Source organism: Aeromonas sp. S5(2024) (assembly GCF_041403025.1).
Classification (GTDB): Bacteria; Pseudomonadota; Gammaproteobacteria; order Enterobacterales; family Aeromonadaceae; genus Aeromonas; species Aeromonas hydrophila.
Map to the genome: position 1 here is coordinate 16622 of NZ_JBGLRI010000008.1, position 12615 is coordinate 29236.

General features: G+C 59.2%; 15 protein-coding genes and 3 tRNA genes. 5 read left to right on the forward strand and 13 right to left on the reverse strand.

Annotated features, from left to right (window positions below; genetic code table 11):
* Positions 1-132: 132 nt before the first annotated feature.
* The 10 genes from rplL to ACB032_RS15445 form a co-directional block, all read right to left on the reverse strand.
* The gene (gene rplL / locus ACB032_RS15400) at positions 133-498 is read right to left on the reverse strand and encodes a 50S ribosomal protein L7/L12 (protein ID WP_011707702.1); all 366 of its coding nucleotides are present in this window, start codon (positions 496-498) and stop codon (positions 133-135) included.
* Between the two features lie 51 nt (positions 499-549).
* A complete protein-coding gene (rplJ, locus tag ACB032_RS15405) occupies positions 550-1050 on the reverse strand; it encodes a 50S ribosomal protein L10 (RefSeq protein ID WP_371138258.1) in 501 nt (166 codons plus the stop codon).
* 256 nt (positions 1051-1306) lie between these two features.
* Complete coding sequence (rplA, locus tag ACB032_RS15410; protein ID WP_011707704.1) at positions 1307-2008, reverse strand: 50S ribosomal protein L1; 702 nt, start codon at positions 2006-2008, stop codon at positions 1307-1309.
* A gap of 4 nt (positions 2009-2012) precedes the next feature.
* Entirely contained in the window at positions 2013-2441 is a 429-nt protein-coding gene (gene rplK, locus ACB032_RS15415) for a 50S ribosomal protein L11 (protein ID WP_005318556.1), read from the reverse strand.
* 133 nt (positions 2442-2574) lie between these two features.
* On the reverse strand, positions 2575-3126 hold the full coding sequence (gene nusG, locus ACB032_RS15420) for a transcription termination/antitermination protein NusG (RefSeq protein WP_005306318.1): 552 nt from the start codon (positions 3124-3126) through the stop codon (positions 2575-2577).
* A gap of 9 nt (positions 3127-3135) precedes the next feature.
* Positions 3136-3507 (reverse strand): preprotein translocase subunit SecE, encoded by a 372-nt coding sequence (gene secE / locus ACB032_RS15425; RefSeq protein ID WP_011707705.1) that lies wholly within the window; start codon positions 3505-3507, stop codon positions 3136-3138.
* Between the two features lie 60 nt (positions 3508-3567).
* Positions 3568-3644: transfer RNA gene (locus ACB032_RS15430), tRNA-Trp, on the reverse strand.
* 53 nt (positions 3645-3697) lie between these two features.
* A complete protein-coding gene (gene tuf, locus ACB032_RS15435) occupies positions 3698-4882 on the reverse strand; it encodes an elongation factor Tu (protein WP_011707694.1) in 1185 nt (394 codons plus the stop codon).
* A 171-nt stretch (positions 4883-5053) separates the two neighbouring features.
* Positions 5054-5128: transfer RNA gene (locus tag ACB032_RS15440), tRNA-Gly, on the reverse strand.
* Between the two features lie 38 nt (positions 5129-5166).
* Positions 5167-5251, reverse strand: a tRNA-Tyr gene (locus ACB032_RS15445).
* A gap of 262 nt (positions 5252-5513) precedes the next feature.
* Between ACB032_RS15445 and coaA the strand changes: the two genes are divergently transcribed.
* Positions 5514-6452: a type I pantothenate kinase gene (coaA, locus tag ACB032_RS15450; RefSeq protein WP_011707706.1), complete on the forward strand. Its 939-nt coding sequence runs from the start codon at positions 5514-5516 to the stop codon at positions 6450-6452.
* Between the two features lie 75 nt (positions 6453-6527).
* Here coaA and birA read toward each other — a convergent pair whose 3' ends face one another.
* Positions 6528-7493, reverse strand: coding sequence for a bifunctional biotin--[acetyl-CoA-carboxylase] ligase/biotin operon repressor BirA (birA, locus tag ACB032_RS15455; protein WP_024945204.1), 966 nt, complete (start codon positions 7491-7493; stop codon positions 6528-6530).
* Complete coding sequence (gene murB, locus ACB032_RS15460; RefSeq protein ID WP_371138259.1) at positions 7490-8527, reverse strand: UDP-N-acetylmuramate dehydrogenase; 1038 nt, start codon at positions 8525-8527, stop codon at positions 7490-7492. Before murB ends, birA begins: the two co-directional genes overlap by 4 nt.
* A 127-nt stretch (positions 8528-8654) precedes the next feature.
* Between murB and ACB032_RS15465 the strand changes: the two genes are divergently transcribed.
* Positions 8655-9308: a TrkA family potassium uptake protein gene (locus ACB032_RS15465; protein ID WP_011707709.1), complete on the forward strand. Its 654-nt coding sequence runs from the start codon at positions 8655-8657 to the stop codon at positions 9306-9308.
* Positions 9305-10660, forward strand: a complete 1356-nt coding sequence (locus ACB032_RS15470) for a TrkH family potassium uptake protein (protein WP_371138260.1) — start codon at positions 9305-9307, stop codon at positions 10658-10660. Before ACB032_RS15465 ends, ACB032_RS15470 begins: the two co-directional genes overlap by 4 nt.
* 27 nt (positions 10661-10687) lie before the next feature.
* Here the strand turns inward: ACB032_RS15470 and ACB032_RS15475 are convergent, their stop codons facing one another.
* Positions 10688-11515 carry a cupin domain-containing protein gene (locus tag ACB032_RS15475; RefSeq protein ID WP_371138261.1) on the reverse strand — a complete coding sequence of 276 codons (828 nt, stop codon included), beginning with the start codon at positions 11513-11515 and terminating at the stop codon, positions 10688-10690.
* A gap of 100 nt (positions 11516-11615) precedes the next feature.
* On the opposite strand from ACB032_RS15475, the gene ACB032_RS15480 reads away from it, so the two are divergent.
* Positions 11616-12149: a carboxymuconolactone decarboxylase family protein gene (locus ACB032_RS15480; RefSeq protein WP_371138262.1), complete on the forward strand. Its 534-nt coding sequence runs from the start codon at positions 11616-11618 to the stop codon at positions 12147-12149.
* Between the two features lie 13 nt (positions 12150-12162).
* Positions 12163-12597 (forward strand): DUF417 family protein, encoded by a 435-nt coding sequence (locus tag ACB032_RS15485; RefSeq protein ID WP_065475217.1) that lies wholly within the window; start codon positions 12163-12165, stop codon positions 12595-12597.
* Positions 12598-12615 lie beyond the last annotated feature (18 nt).

The window sequence follows — 12615 nt, forward strand, 5'->3', positions numbered from 1 at the left end:
CAGTCCGGATTGCTGGTGCACCGAGAGTCGTAAACGGTGTGAAATGCTCTCAGTCTACAGCGCAAAAAGGCTGGTGAACAAAAATTCACCAGCCCTAGCCTGTTTTATCAGGCTAATCTACATAAATGCAGATTATTTGATCTCAACAGAAGCACCGGCAGCTTCCAGCTCTTTCTTCAGAGCTTCAGCTTCGTCTTTGGAGACGGCTTCTTTCAGGTTAGCCGGAGCAGCTTCTACCAGGTCTTTGGCTTCTTTCAGGCCCAGACCGGTGGCGCCACGAACGGCTTTGATGACGGCAACTTTGTTGGCACCGGCAGCAGTCAGAACTACGTCGAACTCGGTCTTCTCTTCTACTGCTTCAGCAGCAGCCGGGCCGGCCATTACGGCAGCAGCGGCAGAAACACCGAACTTCTCTTCCATAGCTTCGATCAGCTCAACAACTTCCATTACGGACATGGAAGCAACGGCTTCGATGATTTGGTCTTTAGTGATAGACATGACAAAAATTCCTGATGTTGAATAAACTCAAACAGCCTAGATAGGCGAGAATCAAGCAGCAGCTTGTTTCTGGTCGCGAACAGCAGCGATAGTACGAACCAGCTTGCCAGCAGAGGCTTCCTTCATGGTAGCCATCAACTTCGCAATTGCTTCTTCGTAAGTCGGCAGCGTGGCCAGACGATCAATTTGTGCTGCGGCGATAAACTCACCGTTAAAAGCGCCAGCCTTGATTTCGAACTTTTGGTTCGCTTTGGCAAACTCTTTGAACAGACGAGCGGCAGCGCCCGGGTGTTCGTTAGAGAAAGCAATCAAGGTAGGACCGGTAAATGCGTTGTTCAGGCACTCGTATTCGGTACCTTCTACCGCGCGACGCAGCAGGGTGTTACGCACAACGCGCATGTACACACCGGCTTCACGAGCGGTTTTACGCAGGACGGTCATCTTCTCTACAGTCACGCCGCGAGAATCGGCAATCACTGCAGAAAGAGCGCCTTTGGCAGCTTCGTTGACTTCAGCAACAATTGCCTTTTTGTCTTCGAGTCCCAATGCCATTGGCTTAACTCCTGGATTGAATCCGGGTCAAATGACCCAGTACTGACACATCCCCCCTACCTTTACAACAGAGGGGAACGATGCGGTAGCAGGATTCCAGAAGAGAAAGAATCTTTCTCGCTGGGTTTCCGGCACCGTCTACGCAGGAAGGATTAAGGCCTTGCAGCCTCCTGCGGTCTTGGACGGAGGTCGAAGCCCCCAACCAATCAAGGCGCAAAATTATAGATTAAATTTTGCGCCTTGTAAAATCCATCAATTAGGCCTGAGCTTCCAGAGAAGCTTGGTCTACGGCAACACCGGCACCCATGGTGGTGGAGATGCTGACTTTTTTGATGAATACACCCTTGGCGGAAGACGGCTTGGCCTTTTTCAGGGCAACCAGCAGAGCTTCCAAGTTTTCTTTCAGCTGAACTTCATTGAAAGAAACCTTGCCCAGGGTGGTGTGAATGATACCGTTCTTGTCATTACGGTAACGAACCTGACCAGCCTTGGCGTTCTTGACGGCTTCGGCAACGTTAGGAGTTACAGTACCAACTTTCGGGTTCGGCATCAGACCGCGCGGGCCCAGGATTTGACCCAGCTGACCAACAACGCGCATGGCATCCGGGGATGCGATAACTACGTCGAAGTTCATCTCGCCTTTCTTGACCAGATCGGCCAGATCGTCCATACCAACCAGTTCAGCACCGGCAGCTTTGGCAGCTTCGGCGTTGGCACCTTGGGTGAATACGGCTACGCGCACTTCGCGACCGGTACCGTGCGGCAGTACAGTTGCACCACGTACGTTTTGGTCGGATTTACGAGCATCGATACCCAGGTTAACGGCAACGTCAACGCTTTCAACGAACTTGGCAGTAGCCAGTTCTTTCAGCAGGGCAATGGCTTCGTTGATGGAGTACTCTTTGGTACCGTCAACTTTTTCGCGAATAACGCGCATACGCTTGGAAAGTTTTGCCATTGTCTTAATCCTCCACTACCAGGCCCATGGAACGAGCGGAGCCGGCGATGCAACGTACTTTTGCATCCAGATCGGCACCGGTCATATCCGGCTCTTTGGTCTTGGCGATTTCTTGCAGCTGAGCCACAGTCACCTTACCAACCTTGTCTTTGTTCGGCTTGGCAGAACCAGACTGGATACCAGCAGCTTTCTTCAGCAGGAAGGCAGCGGGCGGAGTCTTGGTTTCGAAGGTGAAGGAACGGTCGCTGTAAACGGTGATCACGACCGGAGTCGGTGAGCCTTTTTCCAGCTTTTCTGTACGGGCGTTGAACGCCTTACAGAATTCCATGATGTTCACACCATGCTGACCCAGAGCAGGACCAACGGGAGGGCTGGGGTTAGCACTGCCAGCCTTAACTTGCAGCTTGATATAAGCTGTGACTTTCTTAGCCATTACAAAAATACCTCAGAAATGGGTTCTAACGCCTCGGAGACATGCTCCTGCAAACGGCTCCCCAACTAATAAAGGGGCAGCGAATTATAATGACATTCGCTGCCCCTGACAACCGTTAACGAACAGAGTTTAATCAGCCCTTTTCGACCTGACCAAAATCCAGCTCTACCGGTGTAGAACGACCGAAGATCAAAACGGAGACCTTCACGCGGCTCTTTTCGTAGTCCACCTCTTCAACGGTACCGTTGAAGTCAGCGAACGGACCATCGGCAACCCGTACCATTTCACCCGGTTCAAACAGGGTTTTCGGACGCGGCTTGTCGTGGGCATCTTGCAGACGATTGAGGATGGCATCCGCTTCTTTATCAGAGATAGGAGCAGGACGATCAGAGGTGCCACCAATGAAGCCCATGACGCGCGGTACGTTGCGTACCAGGTGCCACGTGGTCTCATCCATGATCATCTGAACCAGGACGTAGCCCGGGAAAAACTTGCGCTCACTCTTGCGCTTCTGGCCAGCGCGCATCTCGACCACTTCTTCGGTCGGGACCAGCACTTCACCGAACATGTCTTCCATGCCATGCATCTTGATATGTTCACGCAGGGATTTGGCAACACGGCCTTCATAGCCGGAAAACGCCTGCACCACATACCATCTCATACGTTGTTCACGTTGTTCAGTCATGGCTTATCCTTACACACCGGTAATCAGGTTGACCAACCAGACCAAGGCACCGTCCAGAATGAACAGCAACAGCCCCATCACGGCAGTCACCGCCAGCACAATCAGGGTTGTCTGAATGGCTTCCTGGCGGGTCGGCCATACGACCTTGCGGACTTCCAGGCGAGACTCACGGGCAAATGCCAGTGTCGCCTTTCCCTTGGTGGTTTGCAGGGCTACTGCACCGGCAGCAGCAATGACAACGACCACACCCAGGGCGCGGACGGCAGCGACGACATCGTTGAGCAGGTAATTACCCACTACAGCGGCCGCCAGGATAATGAAAACCAGGCCCCAAAGCAGGGTATCCTTGCTTCCGCCCTGGCTCTCAGAACTAACACTCATACAACCCACCTGTATCTGACGTAACCAAAGACACAAAAGCCCCGTACGAGACGAGGTATATGGCAGGGGCGGCAGGACTCGAACCCGCAACCATCGGTTTTGGAGACCGCTGTTCTACCAATTCGAACTACGCCTCTGCATAAGAAAGCCCCTATTATAGGGGCTTTGCTTTATTTATGTAAGCCAAAGATTAAGCGATAACTTTAGCTACAACACCAGCACCTACGGTACGGCCACCTTCACGGATGGCGAAACGCAGGCCGTCGTCCATCGCGATCGGCGCAATCAGGGTAACAACCATCTTGATGTTGTCGCCCGGCATTACCATCTCTACGCCTTCCGGCAGTTCGATGGTACCGGTCACGTCGGTTGTACGGAAGTAGAACTGCGGACGGTAGCCTTTGAAGAACGGGGTATGACGACCACCTTCTTCTTTGGACAGCACGTACACTTCAGATTCAAACTTGGTGTGCGGCTTGATGGTGCCCGGCTTGGCCAGTACCTGACCACGCTCTACGTCTTCACGCTTCACGCCACGCAGCAGTGCACCGATGTTCTCGCCTGCACGACCTTCGTCCAGCAGTTTGCGGAACATTTCAACGCCGGTACAGGTGGTCTTGGTGGTATCTTTGATACCAACGATTTCCACTTCTTCACCAACTTTGACGATACCGCGCTCTACACGACCGGTAACTACGGTACCGCGGCCAGCGATGGAGAATACGTCTTCGATAGGCATCAGGAACGGCAGGTCGATGGCACGCTCCGGCTCCGGAATGTAGGTGTCCAGATGGCCAGCCAGTTCCAGGATCTTCTCTTCCCACTGAGCTTCGCCTTCCAGCGCTTTCAGTGCGGAACCACGGACTACCGGCAGGTCATCACCCGGGAAGTCGTACTCGGACAGCAGTTCGCGAACTTCCATCTCGACCAGTTCCAGCAGCTCTTCGTCATCTACCATGTCACACTTGTTCATGAACACGATGATGTACGGAACGCCTACCTGACGACCCAGCAGGATGTGCTCACGAGTCTGCGGCATCGGGCCGTCAGTCGCTGCTACTACCAGGATCGCGCCGTCCATCTGGGCAGCACCGGTGATCATGTTTTTAACGTAGTCGGCGTGACCCGGGCAATCTACGTGCGCGTAGTGGCGGGTAGCGGTGTCGTATTCTACGTGGGAGGTGTTGATGGTGATACCACGCTCACGCTCTTCCGGTGCCTTGTCGATCTGGTCGAAGGCGAAAGCCTTACCACCGAAGTGCTTGGCCAGCACGTTGGTGATAGCGGCAGTCAGGGTGGTTTTACCGTGGTCAACGTGGCCGATGGTACCCACGTTAACGTGCGGTTTATTACGCTCAAATTTTTCTTTAGACATGATCGTCCCTCTAAACTAACGCTGAGTACGCGGTGGCAAGCTAACCACAGAACAGTTTATATGATGGATTTGAATCTGGTGGGGAAGAGAGGCTGGTGCTGACAGGCAGGTTCGATTGCCGAACTCACCCTAAGGTGTGGCTCTGCTATCGCCTGAGCCGTATCAGCATCTTGGAGCGGGCAGCGGGAATCGAACCCGCATCATCAGCTTGGAAGGCTGAGGTAATAGCCATTATACGATGCCCGCATTTCTCTAACCCAAAGAACTCAAACCGCAGAGAAATATGGTGGAGGGAGAAGGATTCGAACCTTCGAAGGCAGAGCCGTCAGATTTACAGTCTGATCCCTTTGGCCGCTCGGGAACCCCTCCAGTTGCATAAATGCCACAACGGTAATTCTGCTTGCACCCGTTGTTTTATCGCTTTTGCCGAGCAAATAGACGACAGACATCTAAGCGTCGCGCATTTTATGGTAAGCATTTTGGGGATGCAACCATTGCGCCTTGCAAAATGTGCATTATTGCCGGGAACCAGGCAAAAAAGGACTCACTCTCCGCTCGAAACCGTCGCTTCTCTTGTCGCTCCCCACCCCTTGGTGTATGGTCGCCCTGCCCAAGAAACAGTGATGACACCATGACGACAGAGCATAACCCCTATCTGCAATTCACCCGCGAACAATGGGCGTTATTGCGCGACTCGGTCCCTTTGACCCTGACCGAGCACGATCTGCAGACCCTGCGCGGGATCAATGAAAAGGTGTCATTGCAGGAGGTGGAAGAGATCTACCTGCCCCTCTCCCGCCTGCTCAACCTCTACGTCAAGGCCAAGCAGCGCCGCAGCCGGGTATTGGAACAGTTTCTCGGTCAGTCCCGCGGCAAGGGTACCTACATCATCAGCATCGCCGGCAGCGTGGCGGGGGGCAAGAGCACCACGGCACGCATCATGCAGGCGTTGCTGGAGCGCTGGCCGGAGCACCCGCGGGTGGAGCTGGTCACCACCGACGGCTTTCTCTATCCCAACAAGGTGCTGGAAGAGCGTGGCCTGATGCGCCGCAAGGGCTTCCCGGAATCCTACGACATCCGTCATCTGGTGGAATTTGTCGCCAACATCCGCGCCGGCCACGAAAAGGTCGAAGCGCCTGTCTACTCCCACCTTATCTACGACATCATCCCTGACGAGAAGAAGGTGGTGGAGCAGCCGGACATCCTGATCCTCGAAGGGCTCAATGTACTGCAGAGCGGCATGGATTATCCGCAGGAGCCTCACCGGGTCTTCGTCTCCGATTTCGTCGACTTCTCCATCTATGTGGATGCCGAGGCCGAGCTGCTGCGCACCTGGTATATCGAGCGCTTCCTCAAGTTCCGCAGCGGTGCCTTCTCGGATCCCGACTCCTACTTCCACCACTACGCCAAACTGGCGGAGAGCGAAGCGACCAAGATTGCCAACAACATCTGGCAAGATATCAACTATCTGAATTTGAAAGAGAACATACTGCCGACCAGGGAGCGGGCCAACCTGATCCTGACCAAGGGCAACGAGCACGCCATCGAGCAGATCAAACTGCGCAAATAGCGGCTACCAACACGAATCACAATGAAGAGGGGGCCCGCAGGCCCCCTCTTCTATTCATGACGATCGCCACCGCCTTCAGTCGCCCCGGCGCAGGGAGATCTCGCCGCCCAGGTAGAACTTGATCCCCTCTGCGGTCTCCAGCCGCAGGGCGCCGCGATCATCGATGCCGCGCGCCACGCCGCGGATCTCCTGCTCGCCCATCAGCAGCCGCACCGGCCGGCCGGCGAAGTGATCGAGCCGGTTCCAGTCCGCCACGAAGCTGGCGAGACCACTCTGTTCGAAGGTGAGCATGGCCTGCTGCAGGTGGTCGAGCACCCGGCCGGCCAGCAGATTGCGGTCCACCAGTTCCGGCTGGATGTGGCGCAGTTCGGACCAGGCCTGATCGATCCGCTCCCCCTCCCGGCTCGGCATCGCCAGATTGAGGCCGACCCCGATCACCAGATGACAGCTGGCACCGGCACTGCCGCTCATCTCCACCAGGATGCCCGCCAGTTTGCGGCCCTGATAGTAGAGATCGTTGGGCCATTTCAGCTCCACGCCCGGATAGCCGAGGGATTCCAGCGCCTGCACCACGGCCACGCCGACCGCCAGGCTCAGTCCCATGGCGGCCGCCATGCCCTGCTCGAGCCGCCAGTACATGCTGAGGATCAGCTGGCAACCGAAGGGGGAGACCCAGGGCTTGCCGCGACGGCCACGACCGGCGGTCTGGCACTCGGCCAGGCAGCTCTCGCCGGAGCTCAGCTGATTGACCCGCTCCAGCAGGTACTGGTTGGTGGAGTCGATGACCGGAAAGCAGTGTACCGGCGCCATGGGCGCCAACGCCTGCAGCTGCGCCTCGTCATAGAGCGCCATCGGCACCGCCAGCCGATAGCCCTTGCCGGTCAGGCTGAACAAGTCCAGCCCCAGCTCCTTGAGCGCGGCCATGTGCTTGCTGACCGCCGCCCGGCTGATGCCAAGCTGCTCACCCAGCTGTTCACCGGAGTGAAACTGGCCGTCGCTGAGCAGGGTGATCAGGGTCTGTCTGATGGGGGTCAGGGTCATGAGAGCACCTCGTCGAGCCAAGTTTCACCGCTGCGCCCCATGAAGCGCACCTCGTGTTCCAGCAGCACGCCGAACTTCTGCTCCACGCTGTCGCGTACGTGAGCCGCCAGGGCGATCAGTTCCATGGCGCTGGCACCACCCAGGTTGACCAGCACCAGGGCCTGCTCCTGATGCACGGCGGCGCGGCCGATGGCAAACCCCTTGAGGCCGCACTGATCGATGAGCCAGCCCGCGGCCAGCTTGGCCTGCCCGTCAGCGGTCGGGTAACAGGGAAGGTGCGGATATTGCTGCTTGAGCTGATCGGCCTGCGCCGCCGTCACCACGGGGTTCTTGAAGAAACTGCCGGCATTGCCGAGCACGGCCGGATCCGGCAGCTTGGCCATGCGGGTGGCACAGACGGTGTCGAAGATGGCCTGCGCCGTGGGCTGCTCACCGAGCGCGGCCAGCGGGCCATAACCCGCCACCGGCTGCCAGGCCTTGGCGAGGTGCAGCCCGACGGCGGTGATGAAGTGGCTATCCTGACAGGCATGCTTGAAGATGCTGTCGCGATAGCCGAACCCGCAGGCGGCCGCCTCGATGCGCTCCAGCTGGCCGCTCTGCCAGTTGAACGCCTCCACATAGGCACAGACGCTGGCCAGCTCGACCCCGTAGGCGCCGATATTCTGCACCGGGGCGGCCCCGACCGTGCCCGGGATCAGCGCCAGGTTCTCGAGCCCGAACCAGCCCTGCTGCAGGCTATGGCACACCAGCTCATGCCAGTTCTCGCCGGCCGCCACGTGCAGCAGCCAATGATCCCCCTCGTCGTGCAGCGTTATCCCCTTGAGCCGGTTGAGCACTACGACACCGGCGAAGTCATCGCAAAACAGCACGTTGCTGCCACCGCCCAGCACCAGCCGCGGCAAGTCGGCCAGCTCTGGGTTGGCCACCAGTTGCGGCAGATCGTCGATCCGTTCCACTTCGGCCAGCCAGCGGCAATGGGCATCAAGGGCGAGGGTGTTGAGCGTCAACAAGGAGGCGTAAGGGGTGAGTTTCATCTGCGTGTCCCGACAATGGCAAGCGGGCAGTCTACCTTATATTGCCGCCGGACGAAAAATTCGCCCCCCTTTTCGGACTCATGCCGCAGGAGTAGAGTATCCGGCTCCGACGCTTGAGGAAGTACTCATGAACAACCAATTTGCCGTCATCGGCCTGGGACTGTTTGGCAGCGCCCTGTGTGAAGAGCTGCAACGGCAGGATGCCGAGGTGCTGGCGATAGACATCGACGAGAGCAAGACCCGTCAGATAGCCACCCTCTGCAACCACGTCATCGTCGCCGATGCCACCGACGAGGCCACGGTGGCCGAGCTGGGGCTGGCCGACTTCGACATCGTCTTCGTCGCCATCGGTGACAACCTCGAGACCAGCATCCTCACCACCCTCGTCCTCAAGGAGGCCGGCGTGAAGAAGGTGTGGGTCAAGGCGCGCGACAAGTTCCACGCCAAGATCCTGCAGAAGGTGGGGGCCGACAAGGTGATCAATCCGGAGTGGGACATGGGCCGCCGGGTCGCCCAGAGCATGCTGGACAACCGGCTGTTCGACTATCTGGAGCTGGGCCACGACATGGTGCTGACCGAGTTCGTCATCGGTTTGCCGCAAAATGGCCGCACCCTCGCCGATCTGCATCTGCTGCAACAGACCGAACTGCAACTGCTGGCCATCAAGCGCGGCCAGGTGCTGCACAACGTGCTGACCGGCAAGATGGAGCTGCAACTGGGTGACATCCTGATCCTGGCGGGCAACAAGCACGCCATCGACCACTGGCTGGAAACCCTATGACCCGCTGGCGTAGCAACTACGCCTTCGCCCTGCACCGGGACGACGAGTCGCGCTGGAGCGAAGCCAAGCTGATCCTCGGCAGCTTCCTGATCATCCTGCTGGTCGGCACCCTGTTTCTGGTGCAGCCCTCCAGCCACAACGGCGAAGTGAGCTTCATCAACGCCCTGTTCACCGCCACCTCGGCCATCAGCGTGACCGGGCTCGGGGTGGTGGATACCGGCACCGCCTTCACCCTGCAGGGGCAGATTTTTTTGCTGATGCTGATGGAGATTGGCGGCCTCGGCCAGATGACCATGACCCTGCTGCTGATCGCCATGTTCAGCAAGCGGGTCGGCCTGCGCCAGCAGGTGCTGGCCAAGGAGGCGCTGGGCCAGGAGGGGTCGGTCAACATCATCCAGCTGGTGAAGCGGATCGTGCTGTTCGCCTTCATCGTCCAGCTCATCGGCACCGGCCTGATGGCCATCCGCTGGGTGCCCGAGCTCGGCTGGGAGCGCGGCCTCTATGTCAGCTTCTTCCACGCGGTCTCGGCCTTCAACAACGCCGGCTTCTCGCTGTTCGCCAACAACTTGATGGACTACCGGGATGACCCCATCATCAGCCTGACCATAGCCGCGCTGATCATTCTGGGGGGGATCGGTTTCACCGTCATCGTCGACCTGGTGCGCAACCGCCGCTGGCGCAAGCTCAAGCTGCACAGCAAGCTGATGCTGATCATGACCCCGGGCCTGCTGCTGCTGGGTACCCTGATGTTCTGGCTGCTGGAGCACAACAACCCGGGCACCCTCGGCAAGGCCTCCTTCGGCGGTCAGTGGCTGGCGGCCTTCTTCCAGTCCACCAGCGCCCGTACCGCCGGCTTCAACTCCATCGACATCGGCCAGATGGTGCCCGCCTCCCTGCTGTTCATGATGATGCTGATGTTTGTCGGGGCAGGCGCCACCTCCACCGGTGGCGGTATCAAGGTGACCACCTTCGCGGTAGTGCTGCTGGCGACCAAGGCGTTTCTGACCAAGCGCCCCCATGTCACCGCCTTCGGCCGTACCCTGTCACCCCAGATCGTGACCCGATCGCTGGCCATCATCATCGTCAGCACCATGGTGCTGATGCTGGCCATGTTCCTGCTGATGCTCACCGAGCAGCAATCCTTCGACAAGATCATGTTCGAGACCATCTCGGCGTTTGCCACCGTGGGGCTCTCCACCGGCATCACCGCCGGTCTGAGCGAACCGGGCAAGCTGATCCTGGTGCTGGTGATGATCTGCGGCCGTCTCGGCCCGCTGACCCTGGCCTTCATGCTGGCCCGCCCGAGCGAGACCCGCATCAAGTATCCGGAAGAAGCCGTCTACACCGGCTGATGACACCGGGGCCCGCTGCGGCCCCGGTCATTCGCGCTGCCGCGTCTTGAGCCAGCGTCCCGGGCTCATGCCGAACTCCCGTTCAAACGCCCGCCCAAAGGCGGTTCCACCGCTGTACCCCGCCCCCAGCGCCACCTGAGTGATGGACTCCCCTGCCAGCAGCTGCTGACTGGCCAGCATCATGCGCCAGCGCGTCAGATAGCCCAGTGGTGTCTGCCCGGTCAGCGCCTGGAAATGGGCGGCGAAGCGGGCGCGCGACATGCCCGCCTCCCGTGCCAGCGTCTCGACCGTCCAGGGCTCGTCTCCCCGCTGATGCATGACCGTGACGGCCCGCGCCAGACGCGGGTCGGAGAGCGCAGCCAGCATTCCCTGCCGGCAGTGCCCCTGTTCCACCAAATGGCGCAGCAGCAGGACCAGCAGCACCTCCAGCAGACGGGAGAGGATCGGTGGCTGGCCGTAGCGGTCGGCGAAGGCCTCCTCGAACAGCAGGGTCAGCACCGGCGCCATGGCCGGAATCGTCTGCAGCGGCAGTACCAGGGTATCCGGCAGCGCCAGCTGCAATGGTGAGTCACCCGTCGGTCCGAACGACACGCTGGCGCACACCAGATCGCAGCCCGCCAGCTGACGCGGCTCAAGCCTGTGTCCCCGCCCACGGGGAAACAGGATCAGGGTCGGTTCGGTCAGCAGCAGGGGCTCGCCCCCCTCCTCGCGCAGCAGCAGTTCGCCACGGCGCAGCAGATGCAGGTGGCCACCTGCCGGATAGTCATGGCTGTGGGAGTGCTGGCACAGGTTGCCGGCAAAGAAGAGATTGGCCCGGGGCGCGGCATGGGCCAGCAGTATCGAGAGTGGATCCATGTTTGAGACGATAAGTCGCCAATAGTGGACTATGGGTGACAAACCGTACCATTAAAACCGGCATAGTGTCTCCCGTACCCAACCCAAACAGGAGCACACCATGAGTCGCATTCACCCCGTGAGCCAGCCCAAACCGGCTGCAGCCCCCACCTTCGCCGCCCTCAAAAGCAGCCTTAGCAAGGTTCCCAACCTCTACGCCACCCTGGCCCATTCACCCGCGGTGCTCAACGGCCTGCTCGGTTTTGCCGATGCGTTGGGCAAAGGGCGGCTCAGTGCCCGCCAGCGGGAGCTGCTGGCACTGGCCATCGGCCAGGCCAACGCCTGCCAATACTGCCTGTCAGCCCACACCCTGCTGGCTGGCCGGGCCGGTTTCGATGACGACGCCATCCGGGCTGCCCGTCTGGCCCAGGCGGCGGATCCACTCGATCACGCCCTGCTGCAGCTGGCGGTCGCCCTGGTTACCCAGCGCGGTGTCATCAGCGATCAACAACTAGCCGCAGCCCGTGCCGCGGGCGTGGATGATGAGCTGGCAATGGAGGTACTGGGGCAGGTGGTCATCAATACCCTGACCAACTACGGCAATCATCTGGCGGCAACCGACATCGACTTCCCGCCGGTCACTCTCACCCCCTGACAAAGGAGCATGAATGGAACGCCATGACCGAGGTTTTCTGATCGCCCTCGCCGGGGTGGTACTGACCCTGCTCTGGATCGGCGTGTTCAAGTTCACGCCGACCGAGGCGGCGGCCATCCGGCCGCTGGTGGCAAGCCACCCGCTGATGAGCTGGCTCTATGCCGTGCTCTCGGAGCAAGCCGTCTCCAATCTGATCGGACTGGTCGAGATCCTGATCGCCGGCGGTCTGATTGCCGGCCTGTGGCGACCACGTCTGGGCTACTGGAGCAGCCTGGGGGCCATCCTGACTTTCCTCATGACCCTCAGCTTTCTGCTGACCCTGCCGGGCGTCTGGAAGCTGGTCGACGGAGTGCCGGTCACCGAGTTCTTCATCTTCAAGGATCTGGTACTGCTCGGCGTTGCCTGGCACTACCTGAATTTGAGTCGCGCCAGACTGGCCGACGCCTGACGACAATGCCTTTTTGCG